The sequence below is a fragment of the Exiguobacterium sp. SH31 genome, from assembly GCF_001816105.1.
Lineage (GTDB): Bacteria > Bacillota > Bacilli > Exiguobacteriales > Exiguobacteriaceae > Exiguobacterium > Exiguobacterium aurantiacum_A.
On sequence record NZ_LYTG01000066.1, the window covers coordinates 1 to 16,928 of the forward strand.

20 protein-coding genes and 1 riboswitch are annotated in these 16,928 nt (G+C 53.5%); of the genes, 10 read left to right on the plus strand and 10 right to left on the minus strand.

Annotated elements, in window-relative coordinates:
• The 4 genes from A6395_RS09495 to A6395_RS09510 all read right to left on the minus strand — a co-directional run.
• On the minus strand, positions 1-693 hold a 693-nt coding region (locus A6395_RS09495), incomplete at its 3' end, for a LutC/YkgG family protein (protein WP_071398835.1).
• Positions 690-2,093: a LutB/LldF family L-lactate oxidation iron-sulfur protein gene (locus A6395_RS09500; protein WP_071398870.1), complete on the minus strand. Its 1,404-nt coding sequence runs from the start codon at positions 2,091-2,093 to the stop codon at positions 690-692. The genes A6395_RS09495 and A6395_RS09500, both read right to left, overlap by 4 nt.
• Before the next feature lie 2 nt (positions 2,094-2,095).
• On the minus strand, positions 2,096-2,833 hold the full coding sequence (locus A6395_RS09505) for a (Fe-S)-binding protein (protein WP_071398869.1): 738 nt from the start codon (positions 2,831-2,833) through the stop codon (positions 2,096-2,098).
• A gap of 238 nt (positions 2,834-3,071) precedes the next feature.
• A complete protein-coding gene (locus A6395_RS09510) occupies positions 3,072-4,361 on the minus strand; it encodes an NCS2 family permease (protein ID WP_070328344.1) in 1,290 nt (429 codons plus the stop codon).
• A 236-nt stretch (positions 4,362-4,597) separates the two neighbouring features.
• Between A6395_RS09510 and A6395_RS09515 the strand changes: the two genes are divergently transcribed.
• The 6 genes from A6395_RS09515 (at position 4,598) to A6395_RS09535 (ending at position 8,043) form a co-directional block, all read left to right on the plus strand.
• A complete protein-coding gene (locus A6395_RS09515; RefSeq protein ID WP_071398836.1) occupies positions 4,598-4,831 on the plus strand; it encodes a hypothetical protein in 234 nt (77 codons plus the stop codon).
• 11 nt (positions 4,832-4,842) lie between these two features.
• Positions 4,843-5,802, plus strand: coding sequence for a LacI family DNA-binding transcriptional regulator (locus A6395_RS09520; RefSeq protein ID WP_071398837.1), 960 nt, complete (start codon positions 4,843-4,845; stop codon positions 5,800-5,802).
• A gap of 67 nt (positions 5,803-5,869) precedes the next feature.
• Positions 5,870-6,154, plus strand: coding sequence for a HesB/YadR/YfhF family protein (locus A6395_RS09525; RefSeq protein ID WP_016507928.1), 285 nt, complete (start codon positions 5,870-5,872; stop codon positions 6,152-6,154).
• Between the two features lie 96 nt (positions 6,155-6,250).
• Positions 6,251-6,385 (plus strand): hypothetical protein, encoded by a 135-nt coding sequence (locus A6395_RS16225; RefSeq protein WP_016507966.1) that lies wholly within the window; start codon positions 6,251-6,253, stop codon positions 6,383-6,385.
• A gap of 97 nt (positions 6,386-6,482) precedes the next feature.
• On the plus strand, positions 6,483-7,412 hold the full coding sequence (locus A6395_RS09530; RefSeq protein ID WP_071398838.1) for a manganese-dependent inorganic pyrophosphatase: 930 nt from the start codon (positions 6,483-6,485) through the stop codon (positions 7,410-7,412).
• Between the two features lie 121 nt (positions 7,413-7,533).
• Entirely contained in the window at positions 7,534-8,043 is a 510-nt protein-coding gene (locus tag A6395_RS09535; RefSeq protein ID WP_071398839.1) for a hypothetical protein, read from the plus strand.
• 56 nt (positions 8,044-8,099) lie between these two features.
• Here the strand turns inward: A6395_RS09535 and A6395_RS09540 are convergent, their stop codons facing one another.
• The 5 genes from A6395_RS09540 to A6395_RS09560 form a co-directional block, all read right to left on the minus strand.
• Complete coding sequence (locus A6395_RS09540) at positions 8,100-8,525, minus strand: GNAT family N-acetyltransferase (RefSeq protein ID WP_071398840.1); 426 nt, start codon at positions 8,523-8,525, stop codon at positions 8,100-8,102.
• A 34-nt stretch (positions 8,526-8,559) separates the two neighbouring features.
• Complete coding sequence (locus tag A6395_RS16150) at positions 8,560-8,829, minus strand: hypothetical protein (protein ID WP_071398841.1); 270 nt, start codon at positions 8,827-8,829, stop codon at positions 8,560-8,562.
• Positions 8,830-8,933: 104 nt separating this feature from the next.
• Entirely contained in the window at positions 8,934-10,064 is a 1,131-nt protein-coding gene (locus A6395_RS09550; protein WP_071398842.1) for a DUF418 domain-containing protein, read from the minus strand.
• 21 nt (positions 10,065-10,085) lie between these two features.
• On the minus strand, positions 10,086-11,639 hold the full coding sequence (locus A6395_RS09555) for an ABC-F family ATP-binding cassette domain-containing protein (protein WP_071398843.1): 1,554 nt from the start codon (positions 11,637-11,639) through the stop codon (positions 10,086-10,088).
• A gap of 60 nt (positions 11,640-11,699) precedes the next feature.
• Positions 11,700-12,308 (minus strand): NAD(P)-dependent oxidoreductase, encoded by a 609-nt coding sequence (locus A6395_RS09560; protein WP_071398844.1) that lies wholly within the window; start codon positions 12,306-12,308, stop codon positions 11,700-11,702.
• Positions 12,309-12,439: 131 nt separating this feature from the next.
• Positions 12,440-12,541, plus strand: a riboswitch (purine riboswitch).
• A gap of 78 nt (positions 12,542-12,619) precedes the next feature.
• Here A6395_RS09560 and A6395_RS09565 point away from each other — a divergent pair.
• From A6395_RS09565 to A6395_RS09580, 4 genes are read left to right on the plus strand one after another with little or no spacing between them, the layout of a single operon-like run.
• Positions 12,620-13,201 carry a xanthine phosphoribosyltransferase gene (locus A6395_RS09565; RefSeq protein ID WP_071398845.1) on the plus strand — a complete coding sequence of 194 codons (582 nt, stop codon included), beginning with the start codon at positions 12,620-12,622 and terminating at the stop codon, positions 13,199-13,201.
• Positions 13,198-14,502 carry a nucleobase:cation symporter-2 family protein gene (locus A6395_RS09570; RefSeq protein ID WP_071398846.1) on the plus strand — a complete coding sequence of 435 codons (1,305 nt, stop codon included), beginning with the start codon at positions 13,198-13,200 and terminating at the stop codon, positions 14,500-14,502. The genes A6395_RS09565 and A6395_RS09570 overlap by 4 nt, the downstream gene beginning before the upstream one ends.
• A gap of 33 nt (positions 14,503-14,535) precedes the next feature.
• Positions 14,536-15,183 (plus strand): NAD(P)H-binding protein, encoded by a 648-nt coding sequence (locus tag A6395_RS09575; RefSeq protein ID WP_071398847.1) that lies wholly within the window; start codon positions 14,536-14,538, stop codon positions 15,181-15,183.
• Positions 15,180-15,572, plus strand: coding sequence for an RDD family protein (locus tag A6395_RS09580; protein WP_071398848.1), 393 nt, complete (start codon positions 15,180-15,182; stop codon positions 15,570-15,572). Before A6395_RS09575 ends, A6395_RS09580 begins: the two co-directional genes overlap by 4 nt.
• A 25-nt stretch (positions 15,573-15,597) precedes the next feature.
• Here the strand turns inward: A6395_RS09580 and A6395_RS09585 are convergent, their stop codons facing one another.
• Positions 15,598-16,863 carry a purine/pyrimidine permease gene (locus A6395_RS09585; RefSeq protein WP_071398849.1) on the minus strand — a complete coding sequence of 422 codons (1,266 nt, stop codon included), beginning with the start codon at positions 16,861-16,863 and terminating at the stop codon, positions 15,598-15,600.
• Positions 16,864-16,928: the final 65 nt, after the last annotated feature.

A 16,928-nucleotide genomic window follows, 5' to 3' on the forward strand; every position in this document is an offset into this window, starting at 1 on the left:
GAGATCATGTACGAGAACGTAGGCGACACGGACCGGTCCGTGGACACCGACGATCAAGTTCATCTCAATATCGGCCGAGTTTGACGGGCCCGAGATGAAGTTGACGCCTTGCGGTGAGGCGAGCTCGCCGTTGCGATCGAGTTCGGCCAGTTGTTTCGCCGCTTGCGTCATTCGGGGCACGAGCACCGATTTCGGGATGATGGCGATGTGATCTTGTGGCAACAAGCTGATTGTCCGCGATTTTCCGGGGGCCGCGTATTGGACGATGGTCGCACTTTCAGCGAGTGCTTGGTCGGCAATCGTGATCCCAACGTCAGCTTTCACGGCAAGGGCGCGGCTGTCATCTGGACGCGCGGCATCCCACCAGTCGAACGACAGGCTCGTTTCGGGTGCCCATTCCTTAATGCGTGCATCGTCCTCGGCGATAATCGTCTTGCCGTCGTATCGTTCGAGGAGAAGACGGAGCGTGTCATCGAGATGAGTCGACTCACATTCGACGACGTCGGTATGAATGCGCGTCGCGACCATACGGAACGTCTCGAGGAGTTCCTCTGTTGAAGCGTCTTTCAACACCTCGTCTTGCGGACGGTGCTTGTATACTCGTTTCGGAGGCGTCAAATCGACGTCGCGTCCGAGTTGTCCCGCGATCCGCTTTAAAAAGTCTTCACGGTTGGTGATCGTTCCTGGATTCATTGTGCATTCCCCCGTTTCTTAAACCAGTCGCGGACCGTCTGTTTGGCCGGCTGCGGCAAGTCTTTCGAGTCGGTCCAAGCCGGTAAGCCTTTGTCGATTTGCCCCGCTGTCGCAAACGGGGACGACGCGAACGGCGCGATCTGTTCGGCCGCCTCGAACAAGAACGGGCTCGATGACGTGACGGCGAAGCCTTTCATGGCGATGCGTTCGACGAACGGCGATTTTTTCTTGTCTTCGACGATGACGCGGCGATGCTCGATCAACAGTTCATGGAGTGGGATTTTGACCGGACACGCTTCTGTACAGGCACCACAAAGACTTGACGCATACGGCAGTTCTTTATAGTTCTCGTAACCGTCGAGTAGCGGGGCGAGCACGGCGCCGATCGGTCCCGGATAAATCGAACCATAGGCGTGGCCGCCGATATGACGATACACCGGGCAGACGTTGATACACGCCGCGCAACGGATACATTGGAGCACGGACTGGAACTGAGTCCCGAGAATGCCGGACCGCTTGTTGTCGACGATGACGAGATGGAATTCTTCCGGGCCGTCGACTTCACCGACGCTTTTCGTGCCGGCGAACGTCGTGATGTATGACGTGAGCCGTTGACCGACCGCGCTCCGGCACAACATGTTGACGAGCACTTCGAACTCTTCGTAAGACGGGACGACCCGCTCCATCCCCATGACCGAGATGACGGTGTTCGGGAGTGACGTGACCATCCGGCCGTTACCTTCGTTCGTGACGAGACCGACGGCGCCGCTCTCGGCGATGGCGAAGTTACAACCGGTGATGCCGACCTCTGCTTTCAAGAAGTCTTTGCGCAGCTCACGGCGCGCGTAGCGGCCGAGCTCGGTCGGGTCGTTCGTTCCGTCGTAGCCATGGGCCGTGAACGTCTTGTGGACATCGTTCCGGTCTTTATGGAGCGCCGGTGCGACGATGTGCGACGGTGGGTCGTTGTCGAGCTGAAGGATCCATTCCCCGAGATCCGACTCGACGACCGTACACCCTTCTTCGTGAAGCGCCTCGTTCAACCCGATCTCCTCGGTCACCATCGACTTCGATTTGACGACGTGTTTTGCGTCTTTTGCGCGCACGACTTCGCGGATATAGCGGTTCGCTTCTTCCGGCGTCTCGGCGAAGAAGACGTTGCCGCCCCGCTTCGAGATATTCTCACTCAACTGGTGTAAGTAATAATCGAGATGCTCGAGCACGTGCTGGCGAATCTCTTCCGAATGGTCGCGGAACGCTTCCCAATCCCCGAGTTCCCCGGCCGCGTTCAAACGTCCGTCGCGCAGGCGATTTTGCGCCGAGCTGACGGCTTGGCGCATGAACGGGTTATCGATCCCGTCTTTCCGCCGATCTTGAAACTTCTCATCTAACCGAATCCCCATGCTCATGCTTGTTTCACCCCTTCGTTCAACACTTCCGCGATATGCATCACTTTGATCGGATGCCCTTGTTTATGCAGGCGCCCCCCGATGTTCATCAAACAAGACGCATCAGCGCCGATCAACACGTCGGCCCCTGATTTTAAAATCGACTCGACTTTCTCGTCGACCATCTGTACCGACACGTCCGGCATCTTGACCGAGAACGTCCCGCCGAAGCCGCAACAGTTATGTACGTTTTCGAGTGGGACCATCGTCAACCCGTCAACGTTTTTCAACAACTGTCCCGGTGCCGCCTCGATCCCGAGCAAGCGCGTCATATGGCACGAGGCGTGATACGTCGCTTTCGCCGGGAATTTCGCCCCGACGTCCGTCACTTCGAGCACGTCGACGATGAACTGCGTCAGTTCGAACGCCTTTGCCGCATGGGCTTCAGCCCGCTCTTTCCAGACGGGATCGTCTTTGAACAAGTGCGGATAGTCGCGCATCATCATGACACACGAGCCGGACGGTCCGACGATATAGTCGGCGTCCGCTTTCTCGAACGTCTCAATCATGTGTTTGGCAATCTTTTTCGTCTCTTCATGGTAGCCGCTGTTATAGGCCGGTTGACCGCAGCACGTCTGCTCGAACGGGAAGCTGACGTCACAACCGAGATGTTCTAATAGTTCGACCGTCGCTTGTCCTACCGATGGGAATAACGTATCGGAGAGACAAGTGACGAACAACGCCACGTTTGGCATGTCCATTCCTTCTTTCCTGATTTTAGTCAAATTCGAAAACGGTTTCACAGTTATTATTCCATAACAAATGAGCACAAAACAGAAAAATGGAATCATTTTCTCAAAAAAATGTAAAATACTGTCTAATTGAGAACTAAATGATAATGAATACATATTCATGAAGAAACTGCTATACGACAGTGATTCCCTGATTAATAACAGAAAAACCCTCGTCGGGAACGAGGGTTAAAGTCAAGTATTATAGGAAAAACATTTCCAAAATAAACAATCCGGCGAACAAGTAGATGAGCGGGTGGACCGTCTCTTTGTTCATCGCCTTGAAGATCGGGTAGAGGATGAACCCGAAGGCGATCCCACGTTCGATACTGCCTGAGAGTGGCATGATGAGGATCGTCATGAACGCCGGGAAGTATTCACTGAAATCTGTCCAATCGATATAGCGGACGTTCGTCAGCATGAGTGCGCCGACGATGATGAGGGCCGGCGCCGTAATGGCGGCGACACCTGAAATCGCACCGATGAGCGGGCTGAAGAACAATGTGAGACCGAACAAGCCCGCGACGACGGCTGTCGTCAGTCCGGTCCGTCCGCCTTGGGCGACACCTGCGGCCGACTCGATGTAGGCCGTCGATGGACTCGTTCCGACGAGTGAGCCCCCCATCGTTGCGAGTGAATCAGCGAACAAGGCCCGGTGCCCGTTCTCGATCGTCCCGTCTTCTTTCAACAAACCGGCTTGCTTGCCGACACCGACGAGCGTTCCCGTCGTGTCGAACAACGTGACGAGGAAGAACGACAATACGGCCCCGAATAAGCCATATTGGATGACGTCAGAGAAAGCGGTGAGCGGGTTGACCATCAACCCTTCCGGTAGCGTCGGCATCGCCGTCACGCCTTCGATTTTCAATAGACCCATGAAGTAGGCCGCGATACCTGTGAGCACCATCCCGATAAGAAGGGAACCCGGGACGTTACGTGAGAACAGAAGCGCCGAGACGATCAGCCCACCGAGGACGAGCAAGACGCTCGGTGACGACAACTCCCCGAGACGGACGAGGTTCGCCTCATCCGCGACGATGAGTCCAGACAGCTTCAAGCCGAGCGAAGCGATGAACAACCCGATGCCGGTCGTGATGGCGTGCTTCAATGAAGCGGGGATCGCTTGAATCAGTTTCGTCCGGATCGGTGACAGTGACAAGATCAGGAAGAAGACCGACGAGACGAAGACGACGCCGAGCGCGGCTTCGGGTGCGATCTGTTGTTGCGCGACGAGTGTATAGGCGAAGAAAGCGTTCAAGCCCATCCCAGGTGCGACCGCGATTGGCAGGTTGGCATAGAACGCCATCAATCCGGTTCCGATCAAGATGGCGATGATCGTCGCCGTGAACGCCTGGGCGAACGGAATGCCTGCGTCGGATAAAATCGCCGGGTTGACGACCGAGATGTAGGCCATCGTGACGAACGTCGTGATGCCGGCCATCACTTCTTGTTTAACGTTCGTTCCGTGTTGCTGTAAACGGAATAAGTTCATTAGAAAGACTCCTTATAAGTAGTAATTTCCGAACATTAACTGTCCGGTAAAGTGAAATACACGTTATCAACTTGTTGACTATACGAAATCGAATCGACATCGTCAATGATTTCGAGTTAAAAAACTAAAAAATTTCTCATTTTAGCGTTTAATGTTCGGAATTAGAGATTATTACTAAAGTGCTTGCTCTGAAACGCGTTTCAGAATGTACGGTAGAGTCAAAGGAGGGAAGCCTGATGAATCCGACGACGTGTAAGGCTTGGTGTAGCGGGATTGTCTATGAACTGGTCATCAATCAATTGTACACACCGTTCGGACGCATGTTGTGCGCCCAATTTCAAGATGAGTTTCTGCACTTGCCCGTCGAAGAACGGTTTCGTCTCGCCCAAGCGATTCGGCGACAAGTGATGGCAAGAGATGACAGTCGGTCAGTAGAATGGGTACACTATATGGAAAGACTGACAGATTGAGGTGAGGCGGGATGGCGAACATTCGAGATATCGCGAAACAAGCGGACGTGTCGGTAACGACGGTCTCGCGGGTGATTAACGAACATCCTTACGTTTCAAAAGAGAAGCGACAGCGTGTCCATGCGGCGATGGCAGAGCTTGGCTATTTACGGAATCAGCAGGCGCTGACGCTGTCGACTGGGCGCACGCAGCGATTCGTCGTCGTGTTGCCGTATATGGACCATCCGTACTACGGACTGTTCGTCAATGGACTCGCGAAAGCGGCACTCGTGAAAGGGTATCGTCTCGTCATGTGGCAGACCGAGTACAAGCTTGATCAAGAGCGGCAAGCACTCGACTTACTGAAGCATCGTGAAGTCGATGGGGCAATTCTGTTGTCGCATGCGATGTCGTTCGAAGAATTGGAGACGTACCGTGGCTTCGGCCCGATCTCGGTCGCGACGGTCGGTGCGCCTGAGACGATTTCCTCGGTCCATGTCGACCATTACGCGGCGTTCGTCGCCGGATTGCATGTGTTAACACAAGCCGGCTATGCGGATATCGGTATCGTCTTATCGCGGCAGTCTAGTCCGAGCTCAATCGCGCGTCAGCGGGCCTACTTCGATGAAGTGGTGTCCGCGCGTGAGCGATGGGTATGGACCGGTTACTTGACGAGTGAAGACGGGATCCGCTTAGCGGCAGAGTTCCTTCAACGAAAAGAGCGTCCCCGCGCGCTCTTTTTGTCGTCCGATTACGTCGCGCTCGGTTTTTTAGGGGAGATGCGCCGGCGTGGCGTCCGCATACCGGAAGACGTCGCCATCCTCGGGTTTGACGGCCACCCAATCAGCCAGGCGTTCGGTTTATCGACGATGCACGCGCCGCATGAAGAAATCGGTCGCGCCTTGTTCGACGTGACGTTCGATGGGATGGACGGCGGTGCGGTTAGGACGCAAAGTCTGACCGTCACGTATCTTTCAGGCACGACACTCTAGGCAACTTCCTCGCTCGCTTTTTGAGAAACGATTAGAATGAAGACAGAAGTCGAGAGGAGGATGTTACATGAAAATCAACGTGACGGAAGAAGCACTCCAATTTTTTAAAGACGAAATGGAAGTCGAGGCGGGACAGACGGTTCGTCTGTTCGCTAAATACGGGGGTTCGACTGATTTGACGCACGGGTTCTCGGTCGGTGTCATCACAGAAGAGATTGATAACGCCGTCGTCGAGACGAACGCAGATGGAATTCGTTTCGTCGTCGCCGAGCAGGACGAATGGTTGTTCCAAGGACAAGACGTCAACGTCGAGATCCGCGGGGATGAAGTCGTGTTCGTCCAAGCTGACTGACATGACAGTTTGTTTACGGATGTGAGACATCCGTTTGACCGCGTCAACCTCGGGGAACAGTCTAAGACAAGACTCAGTACCGAAAGGATGAGACAGATGTCAGACAAAGACAAACGTGAACAAGAAGAACAAGAGAAGTTGAACCGGGACCAACCGGATATCTCGCACGAAGAAGATTCAAAAGGGGATCATTCGGACCTCGAAGAGACAGACGAAGACGAACAATCGTGAAGAGCCGAGTCTAGGCTCTTTTTGTTTTGGAATTGAAAGAATGGGGATTGACGGTATAATGGATAAGGGAAAACTACAACAGTGAGGAGAATGCATCATGAGTACAGTACTTGTTTTCGGACATAAAAATCCAGATACGGATACAATCTGTTCGGCGCTCGCTTACGCTGAACTGAAAAAGAAATTAGGCATGGACGCCGAGGCGGTCCGTCTCGGTGAGGTGAACGGGGAGACGCAATACGCGCTCGACCACTTCCGTGTCAAGGCGCCGCGCCTCGTCGAACGTGTATCGGACGAAACGAACTCGGTCATCTTGGTCGACCATAATGAATTCCAACAAAGTGCGCCCGACATTGCTGACGTGCGGATCCTTGAAGTCATCGACCATCACCGCATCGCTAACTTCCAAACGGCAGACGCACTTTATTACCGGGCGGAGCCGGTTGGCTGCACGGCGACGATCTTGCTCAAGCTGTACAAAGAACACGGTGTCGAAATCGCGTCTGACATGGCCGGATTGATGCTATCGGCGATCATCTCGGACTCGCTCTTGTTCAAGTCACCGACATGCACGGACGAGGACGTCAAAGCAGCGAAAGAGCTTGCAGACATCGCCGGAACTGACGTTGAGGCGTACGGTCTCGAAATGTTGAAAGCAGGAGCCGACTTGAGCCAGAAGACGGTGCCTGAACTCATCTCGCTCGACGCGAAAGAGTTCGCGATGGGCGACTACCGCATCGAGATCGCCCAAGTGAACACGGTTGACGCGAACGACGTATTGAGCCGTAAAAGTGAAGTCGAGGCGGCGATGGCGAAGACGATTGCTGACAAACAGCTCGACTTGTTCGTCTTCGCGATCACGAACATCTTGACGAACGATTCAGAAGCACTCGTTGTCGGTGCGAAGCATGATTTGTTCGAACAAGCGTTCAACGTCGAACTGTTAGACGGCCTGGCGACACTTCCTGGCGTCGTATCACGTAAAAAACAAATCGTTCCTGTGTTGACAGCAGCGGCGACGAACTAAGGTATGAATGAACACTCGGTTTTAAACTGGGTGTTCATTTTTTGTTTTTATTTGGAAATAATAGACTTATACTGAAAGAGGATGAACGTTAAGCCAACCTAACAAGAAATGGAGAACTCTGATGTATAAGCACAAGCGAATCGGATGGATGATGCTAATTGGATTCGGCGCATGTGCCGGTATCTTTTATTTAGGTAATCTGATGACGGTCAATCCGTTACAAATTTCAGGGAATGGGAATCCGGCCTTGCTCGCACTGCCGATTCTTCTATTTTTGATGCTGCTCATCGTGACGGGTTGGATGGGATTGGTCATGAATTGGAGTACACGTATATTATCGGTCGGAGTCATCACCATCCCAGCGTTTCTCTATGCGGCGTACCGCTATCAAGCGAACGAATTTGATACGTACCGGGCGTATGTAAAGCACGTCGTCATGAATCAAGAAGGGCGTAGCGCGGATTGGAATTATGTGGACAGTATCACGAGCAACGTCTTCTCGATATACATGAATAATCAACTGTTCAATGTGAACACGTTCTTCATGTATATCGGTTTAACGTTATGGATTGGTATCGTCCTGATCTTGCTGAAACGTTCGAACGTCATGCCACCGAAACTGAATCATTGAATGAAAAACAAGGCTCGAAGCGAATGCTTCGGGCCTGTTCTGTGATGAATGATTGATTAAACAGTTAATGTCTTTTTCAAATAATATTGTTGGTGCTCTGGTGTCGGATGGCCGGGAATCACACCGACGACCTCATAGCCGAGGGCGATGTAAAACTCTGGTGCCTGGAAACTGAACGTATCGAGTTGAATCAGTCTGCAGGCTTGATCGATTGCCAATTTCTCGATGTCACGCATTAATTGTTTTCCGTACCCTGAACCGCGAACGCTCGCATCGACCCATAAAAAGTTGATGTGTAGCATCTGCCAAAAAATCGTGCCCGTCACACCGCCGACGATGTCTTCATCCTCATTTCTTAAGATGAAGCTGACTTGTTGGATAGGAGTTTTCACTTCTTCTGGTAATTGAGATAGGTTGTATTCAATTAATCGTTGCCGAATAAATTCACTGTCTTCCTGATCCCACTGTCTCGTGATGTTCATATCATCAGCCTTTCCCTTAAATAGTTATGAACCCTTACTTGCGAACGCTCGCAGTCCGTAAAGCCAAAACCGGTATGCGATTACGAGTGATACGACAGCGACGAACGGGGTCGCGAGCGCAAACATCATGAACCCACGTCCCTCGAAGAAGTACATGGTCGGAGAGATCGATGCCTTTCACGGCTTCTTTGATACGATATTTCCGTGTGAACAGTGCTTTGATTGCGCCTTTCAAGCCCGCATCCCGCTCCATGATTTTGTACTGTTTGACGAGACCTTTCACTTCGATCGCTAACTGTGACATACGTTCCTCCTTGATAATGCAAGCGTTTTCCTCAATTAGGATAGCATGAGTTTCTGGGATTTCCTACCTGCACAAAAAAAAGACCGAACGAAATCGTTCGGCCTTTAGGCAGCATCCTTATTTTTTTGAAGCCCATACGTACCGTTGCGCCATAACTTCTCGAACGGACCGTAGCGATGTGATTTTAACCACCACATCGAGAAGAACGCCTGTGCAATCAAAATCGCGATGCTCAGGAACAAACCTTCCGTCAACGACAGGTGACCATAGTAGCCAAAAGCGATGACCGGGATGACGACGACGAGCGTATGCGTCAAATAGTTCGTCAGCGCCATGCGACCGAGCGCTTGAAGCGGACGGAACGCGCGCCCGTTGCGGACAGCGATGGTGAAGAAACAGACGTACGTCGTCGCGAGCAGTTTGCCGGAGACGAGGACAGCCGCGGAGTTCGTCGCCGAATAATCTGCACCGCCACCGTAATGATGCCAAACAATGACTCCGAAGAACGGCAGGGCAGCTACCGCGCAGATGATGGCCGTCCGCGTCAATCCTTGAATCGTCCATGTCAGCAGCTTCCGTTCCCGCCCGATGTAAAGGCCGAACAAGAACAGGCTTAGAATTTCAACCCCGACAAAAAATGAGGTTTGGAACATAGCAAAAATCTCTTTGTCTAAGCGATAGTCGAACCACGGACCAAAACCGGAATTAAAGATGGCTGGGAAGGGATCGCCCAAAAACCTTAATCCGAGAAACAATTCTAAGTACATGGATGAGACATAGAACAATACAAAGCTCGTAATCAACAAACCCCACGCCCATGTCAAAATCACGCGGTTGCTCAACCCATAAAACAACGGGAGCAATAAGCCCCACATCGCATACGTATGTAAGATGTCACCCGACCAGATGGCCAGGTGAGCAAGTCCGAAGAGGAATAAGATGGCGATTCGTCGGATGTAACGGCCGACCGAGTCCCCACGCGCATATGAGCGCTCAAGGAAAATCGAGAAGCCGATCCCGAACAAAAGCGAGAAGATCGTATAGAACTTCGTCTGGACGAACAAATCGAACAGCGTCCGGACGAGTAAATCACTCCCCATATAGTCGGGGTTACCAGAAATCCAGTCGCTCCCGAGCATGCTTGGGATGTTGACGAGGAAGATGCCGCATAAGGCAAATCCTCGGATGATGTCATACAGAACGATGCGTTCGTTCAATTGGATTGGACCAGTCATGCGACACTTCCTCTACATGGATTAGAATACTTTCGTCGTCCACGATTCACAGTTCCAGACGTCAGTGACGATGTCTTGGTAGAACTCCGGTTCGTGACTGATGAGTAGGATACTGCCTTTATACTCTTTCAACGCGCGCTTCAACTCTTCCTTCGCGTCGACGTCCAAGTGGTTCGTCGGCTCATCGAGGAGGAGCAAGTTCGATTCGTTGTTTTGAAGCTTACAGAGACGGACTTTCGCCTTCTCCCCACCACTGAGGACCGCAATCTTACTTTCGATATGCTTCGTCATGAGACCACACTTCGCGAGCATGGCCCGGACTTGTTGCTGGTTGAGTGACGGGAACTCACTCCAAATCTCTTCGATACACGTGTTGTTGCTGACGGCCGCTTCTTGTTCGAAGTACCCGATCTCCAAGAACTCGCCGCGTTCGACCGTTCCTTCGAGCGGATTGATCATGCCGAGCAGACTTTTCAAGAGCGTCGTCTTCCCGATCCCGTTCGCACCGACGAGGGCGATTTTCTGACCGCGCTCCATTTGGAGGTCGAGCGGACGTGAGAGCGGCTCATCGTAACCGATGACGAGATCTTTCGCGTCAAAGATGAGACGGCCTGACGTGCGTGCCTGCAAGAACCGGAATTCTGGCTTCGGACGTTCCGCGCTTAGCTCGATGACATCCATCTTGTCAAGTTTCTTCTGGCGTGACATCGCCATGTTCCGCGTCGAGACGCGGGCCTTGTTGCGGGCGACGAAATCTTTCAAGTCAGCGATTTCTGCCTGTTGGCGTTTGTAAGCCGACTCGAGCTGCGACCGTTTCATCTCATACACTTCCATAAATTTGTCATAGTCGCCGACGTAGCGCGACAAATCTTGATTTTCCATATGGTAGACCAAGTTGATGACGCTATTTAGGAATGGGATATCGTGCGAGATCAAGATGAACGCATTGTCATAGTTTTGGAGATAACGCTTCAACCATTCGATGTGAATCTCGTCCAAGTAGTTGGTCGGCTCATCAAGGAGGAGGATGTCCGGTTTTTCAAGGAGCAACTTCGCTAGCAACACTTTCGTCCGCTGTCCGCCTGACAAATCAGCGACGTCACGGTCGAGCCCGACGTCTAAAATACCGAGTCCGCGGGCGACTTCCTCAACTTTCGCATCGATGATATAGAAGTCGTTCGAGTCGAGCGTCTCTTGCAGTTCACCGACTTCAGCGAGCATGTCGTCCATCTGTTCCGGTGTCGCGTCACCCATCTCCATGTAGAGTTCGCCGATGCGTGTCTCCATGTCGATCAAGTATTGGAACGCACTTTTCAACACGTCACGAATCGTCATCCCGCGGGCGAGGACAGCGTGCTGGTCGAGGTAACCGACACGGACGTTTTTCGCCCATTCGATTTTCCCTTCGTCCGGTTGAAGTTTGCGCGTGATGATGTTCATGAACGTTGATTTGCCTTCACCGTTCGCTCCGATGAGGCCGATGTGTTCGCCTTTCAATAGACGGAAAGACACGTCGTTTAAAATGGCGCGGTCACCGAAACCGTGGCTCAAGTTTTGTACTGTTAATATACTCATAATTCGTATTCGTTCCCTTCAAAGTTGACTATCCGATATTGTAGCATGGATTCAAAAAAATTAGTACGCCAGTCCGACCGATTGGCGGACGAATTGGTGTTCTTCAACGGCGTTCAACATGAACTGGGCGACGTCGGCCCGCGAGATCTGTTTCCCGTTGTCTGGAATGCTGTCGACGGACGTGCGATACACGGAGGTCCGGGGACCGTCAGTCAATTGCATCGGCCGCACGATCGTATAGTCGAACGACGAGTTGCGCCACAGGTCGACCGCGGCCCGGTGGTCGCGAAGCGGCTTCCGGAGCATGAACGTTACGACCGTTCCGGCGATCCCGGGAATCTCCTTATCAATCCCGGCAGACGCGAGGTACAGAATGCGCGTCACATCGTTCGCTTTCATAGCGGGGACGAGTGCATCGGTCACGCTGGCCAAGAAATCGGGGTCGCTCAAATCGGTCCCGAGACAGCTGATGACGGCGTCGTGCCCTTTGAGCGCGTCGGTCAACGCCGAACTGTCCGAGACGTCGCCTTCTATGATCTCGAGCTGCGGGGTCGGGATGAGTTTTTTCTGTTCGCGCACGAAGGCGGTCACATGATGGCCGTGCTCGATCGCTTGATCGATAAACTGATGACCGGTCCGGCCGGTGGCACCAAGAACGAATAGCTTCATACACAACGAGCTCCTCTCATTTTTCCAGTATCTTCAGTATACAGCAGTTTCAGAAAAATCGGACTTTTAGCTGTCTTTTCATAAACGGGTTGCAATTTTTACAATCTCGTCTACAATAAACTCTATCTTATATAACTAAAAAGATTCGCACTCGTATATCCGTGAGAATATGGCTCACAAGTCTCTACCGAACCACCGTAAATGGTTCGACTACGGGTGACGCTTGTCGTGTGCATTCTTTGTGTTTTCATGCGGTTCGTCGTCCCCGGGTAGGGGTGACGAATCGCATTTTTTTATTGGAGGGAAACACAATGAAGCAGTTAGAAGACAAAATTAGAGACGAAGGCCGTGCCTTGTCGGACCAAGTATTGAAAGTCGATGCGTTCCTGAACCACCAAGTCGATCCTGAATTGATGCAGGCGATCGGTCGTGAATTCGCAGACCGATTCCGTGATGACCAGATCGACCGGATCGTCACACTCGAATCGAGCGGGATCGCCCCGGCGATGATGACGGCGCTCGAGCTCGGCATCCCGTTCGTGTTCGCCCGCAAACGGAAATCGCTCACGCTCCAAGACGACCTCGTTGAAGCGGACGTCTATTCGTTCACGAAACAAGAGACGAACCGCATCAGCTTGAGCCGTCGTTTCGTCCAACCGGATGAGCGCATCCTCGTCATCGATGACTTCCTCGCGAACGGGGAAGCGGCGCTCGGTTTGACGCAGCTCGTCGAGTCGGCCGGTGCGACCGTCGCTGGTGTCGGCATCGTCATCGAGAAGTCGTTCCAGCCAGGACGGGACAAACTGATCGACAAAGGGTATCGTGTCGAATCACTCGCCCGTATCGCCAAACTTGGAGCAGATAGCATCTCGTTCGTAGAGGTGGTCCGATGAACACGTTCAAAACGGCCAGTCTCGGGTTCCAACATCTGCTTGCGATGTATACAGGCGCAGCCATCGTCCCGCTCATCGTCGGTGGGGCCATCGGGCTCGGACCGACTGAGCTCGCGTATCTCGTCGCCATCGATTTGTTCATGTGCGGCGTCGCGACATTGCTTCAAGTATGGACGACCCGCTTCACCGGTGTTGGGCTACCGGTCGTGCTCGGTTGTACGTTCACAGCGGTCGGTCCGATGATCGCCATCGGCAGTTCGAGCGGTATTACAGCGATTTATGGGGCGTTGATTGCGAGCGGTGTCATCGTCATCTTGATTTCAGGCTTCGTCGGCAAACTGGCCCGATTCTTCCCGCCGGTCGTCCTTGGTTCGGTCGTGACGATCATCGGCCTCTCGCTCATCCCGGTCGCCATCAATGATATCGGCGGCGGGACACCGGGTGAGCCTGGTTTCGCTTCGATGCAAAACTTGGCGCTCGGAGGATTGACGATTGGTTTGATTCTCGTCTTGAACCGAGTCGGTACCGTCTTCAGTCGGGCGGCAGCGGTCTTGTTCGCCGTCTTGATCGGTACCGGTGTCGCCGCGTTCCTCGGTCTCGTCGATTTCAGCCCGGTCCGTGAGGCCGGCTGGTTCCAAATGGTGCAGCCGTTCTACTTCGGGGTGCCGACGTTTGACGTGTCGGCCATTCTCGTCATGACGCTCGTCGCCATCATCTCGATGATCGAATCGACCGGTGTGTTCTTGGCATTGAGTGACATCACGAAAAAACCGATCGGATCAAACGAATTGACGAAAGGGTACCGAGCCGAAGGTGTGGCGACGATCCTCGGCGGGATCTTCAACAGCTTCCCGTACACGACGTTCAGTCAAAACGTCGGACTCGTCCAGCTGTCGGGTGTCAAATCACGTCGTGTCATCTTTTGGACGAGCGGGCTTTTGATCTTGCTCGGCTTTTTGCCGAAAGTCGCGACGTTCACGACGCTCATCCCGAAACCGGTGCTCGGTGGGGCGATGCTCGTCATGTTCGGAACGGTCGCCGCGTCGGGGATTCGCATCCTTAGCCAAGTCGATTTTGCGAAAAACGAGAACTTGATCACGATCGCGCTCTCGATCGGCATCGGACTCGGCATCACGGCCAACCCAGGCATTGTCGCCAATATGCCGGAATCGATCCAACTGTTCACGGATAGCGCCATCGTTGCCGGCTCATTCACAGCCCTGTTCTTGAACGGTTTCTTCCGTCTCGTCGATCGGTTCAGTCCCGACGAGGTCGTTGCCGATGAACGGCAAGTCAGCTAGACTGAAAGGAGTACGTAACAAGGGGGAACTAGGATGGGAAAAACAGCACTCGTTGTCGGCGCGACCGGTTTGATCGGACGCGAGCTCGTCGAGCAGTTGCTCGAACAAGAACGGTATGATGCGGTATGGATCGTCGTCCGCCGCTCGAAACGTTGGAGTCACCCGAAATTACATGAAGTTGTCGGCTTTGAAAAGATGGATGAGACGTTGCCTCACATTGACGATGTGTACTGTGCACTCGGTACGACGATTGCCGTCGCCGGATCGCAGCAGGCGTTTAAACATGTCGACCTCGAGTTACCGCTCGAAGTCGCGCGTGTCGCGAAACGGCACGGCGCCATACGTTACGCCGTTGTCTCGGCACAAGGTGCGTCATTGCGCTCGCCGTTCTTCTACAACCGAGTGAAAGGCGAACTCGAGAACGGGCTCAAAGTGTTCGGGTTCGAGCACTTGATTATCGCTCGCCCGTCGCTCTTACTCGGCGACCGCGAGTCGTTCCGGCTCGGTGAGAAAGCGGCTGAAGTCGTCAGCCGCCCATTCCAACCGCTGTTGCTCGAAAAAGTGCCAAACGCGGCCCCAATCCAAGCGTTACATGTGGCCCGGGCCTTGATCATGGCGGCAGAAGAAGGACAAGGCACGGAAGTGTTGACGTCTGGAATGATGCAGGGGATGAGCCAATGAAGCGAGTGACGAGTAAACGCACGAAAGCCGTCATGATTGACGGTGTCATTGCCGGGTTACTAAGTTTCGGTGTCGAACAGCTCGTCCGGAAGAAAGTGAAGAGCGAGTTCGTCCACACCGTCATCACACCGACACTCGTCTCGTATGCGATCGAGGCGTGCCAGATGAGCCGCGGTGGTCAAACGATCGGCTACAAGCTGATGGGTCTCGAACTGAAGAACGATGATGGGACACCGGTCACGGCCGAGCAAGCGTTCAAGCGTGCCTTTCATCGGGACACATTGACGGTTGCGGCTTACTTCAAGGACCGCGAACACTTCGAGGCGGAAGACGGTGCCGTCTTACCGCACGACAAAGCTTTCCATATGCACGTAACCGAAAAGAACTGACCTCAGGCGCGAGGTCAGTTCTTTTTTAGTCGTGGATCCGGCTTAGGATGGCGGTCGTCAAGGCGACGACCGTCCCGAGGACGAGACCGTTCGAGAACACGGTCGCAAGGAGCGGCGGTAAATCGTTCATCGCCCCAGGCGGGAGCAACATCGCCCCGGCCCCGATGACGAGCGGGAGGCCGACCGTGAGCGACGCCGTCTTTTGGTTCAACTCGAACGCGGCCTCGTTAATCCCGATGATGATCATCGTCGCGATAAGCGGGGTGACGATGGCGTACCCGACCGCGGCCGGGATGCTTGCGATGAGCGACACGAACGGTCCGATTAAAGCGAGCACCATCATTAAGCCGTGAGCGACGAGGTGAGGTGCACGGTGCACGCTCTCCGTTGACGACAAGAAACCGGCTGTCCCAGAGATCGCGACCGGTCCAGGCGTTCCAAACAGACCAGCGACCATCTGACTGACACCGCTGACGACGCCAGACGCGGCGACGTTGCCTTCGACTTGTTGTTTCGTCCGTGAACTGACGATGCGCTCAATCAATTTGATGTTCGCGAGCACGTTCGTCATGAGTAGAAGTGTGATGACGAAAGCGGTCGGAAGTAAGTTCCAATCCCATACCCAAGCGCCGAAAGGGAACAGCTCGGGAACAAGGAAGAACGAGTCCGAACGAACGATCGGATTGCCGAGACCGAGCAGGTTGAACAATCCGAACCCGACGAAAAGCGTCATGACGAGACCGTATTGTTTGAAGCGGCTCCGCTCGAGCGTGAGTGCGAATAAGACGAGCCCGGCTGTCGCGACGGCTTGGACGATATTGATGCCGTCCTCGCTCACACCGAAACCGCCTTTAATGACGGCACCGGATAGTTGCAGGACGAGCAGGATCATATAGACGCCGAGCACTTGAGGCGTGAACAGCGACAACATGCGCCGTAGCAGTCCGGTCACGGTCATGACCACGCCGAGCACACCGCTCAAGAACAGCATGAAGCCGAGCGCTTGGAGCGTCTCTTGCCCGCTGCCGTAAAGGGCAGGGCCGATCGAGGCGTACAGCGTGAACACACCCCACCAAATGCCGGCCGGTCCTTCTAAGATCGGCAGACGGTGGCCGAACAGCGTCTGGATGATGCTGAACAGTGCGAAGATGAACAGCGAGCGCGAGATGAACGTCATCGTCTCGGCCGGCGACAGTTCAAATAGGGCGGCGATGGCGAGCGGTGGTACAATATTGGTAGCTAAAATAAAAATAAACCACTGAATCGTCGTGGTTACAGAACTTTTCGTCATGGTGTCCCCCTGGTATTTCCCTTTTTTACTATTAGTGTACCGTGACGACGAAGTGGATGCAAATG

Coding starts and splice junctions, on each gene's coding strand:
- A6395_RS09500 (WP_071398870.1), bottom strand. CDS start 2,093: ATGGGGATTCGGTTAGATGAGAAGTTTCAAGATCGGCGGAAAGACGGG.
- A6395_RS09505 (WP_071398869.1), bottom strand. CDS start 2,833: ATGCCAAACGTGGCGTTGTTCGTCACTTGTCTCTCCGATACGTTATTC.
- A6395_RS09510 (WP_070328344.1), bottom strand. CDS start 4,361: ATGAACTTATTCCGTTTACAGCAACACGGAACGAACGTTAAACAAGAA.
- A6395_RS09515 (WP_071398836.1), top strand. CDS start 4,598: ATGAATCCGACGACGTGTAAGGCTTGGTGTAGCGGGATTGTCTATGAA.
- A6395_RS09520 (WP_071398837.1), top strand. CDS start 4,843: ATGGCGAACATTCGAGATATCGCGAAACAAGCGGACGTGTCGGTAACG.
- A6395_RS09525 (WP_016507928.1), top strand. CDS start 5,870: ATGAAAATCAACGTGACGGAAGAAGCACTCCAATTTTTTAAAGACGAA.
- A6395_RS16225 (WP_016507966.1), top strand. CDS start 6,251: ATGTCAGACAAAGACAAACGTGAACAAGAAGAACAAGAGAAGTTGAAC.
- A6395_RS09530 (WP_071398838.1), top strand. CDS start 6,483: ATGAGTACAGTACTTGTTTTCGGACATAAAAATCCAGATACGGATACA.
- A6395_RS09535 (WP_071398839.1), top strand. CDS start 7,534: ATGTATAAGCACAAGCGAATCGGATGGATGATGCTAATTGGATTCGGC.
- A6395_RS09540 (WP_071398840.1), bottom strand. CDS start 8,525: ATGAACATCACGAGACAGTGGGATCAGGAAGACAGTGAATTTATTCGG.
- A6395_RS16150 (WP_071398841.1), bottom strand. CDS start 8,829: ATGTCACAGTTAGCGATCGAAGTGAAAGGTCTCGTCAAACAGTACAAA.
- A6395_RS09550 (WP_071398842.1), bottom strand. CDS start 10,064: ATGACTGGTCCAATCCAATTGAACGAACGCATCGTTCTGTATGACATC.
- A6395_RS09555 (WP_071398843.1), bottom strand. CDS start 11,639: ATGAGTATATTAACAGTACAAAACTTGAGCCACGGTTTCGGTGACCGC.
- A6395_RS09560 (WP_071398844.1), bottom strand. CDS start 12,308: ATGAAGCTATTCGTTCTTGGTGCCACCGGCCGGACCGGTCATCAGTTT.
- A6395_RS09565 (WP_071398845.1), top strand. CDS start 12,620: ATGAAGCAGTTAGAAGACAAAATTAGAGACGAAGGCCGTGCCTTGTCG.
- A6395_RS09570 (WP_071398846.1), top strand. CDS start 13,198: ATGAACACGTTCAAAACGGCCAGTCTCGGGTTCCAACATCTGCTTGCG.
- A6395_RS09575 (WP_071398847.1), top strand. CDS start 14,536: ATGGGAAAAACAGCACTCGTTGTCGGCGCGACCGGTTTGATCGGACGC.
- A6395_RS09580 (WP_071398848.1), top strand. CDS start 15,180: ATGAAGCGAGTGACGAGTAAACGCACGAAAGCCGTCATGATTGACGGT.
- A6395_RS09585 (WP_071398849.1), bottom strand. CDS start 16,863: ATGACGAAAAGTTCTGTAACCACGACGATTCAGTGGTTTATTTTTATT.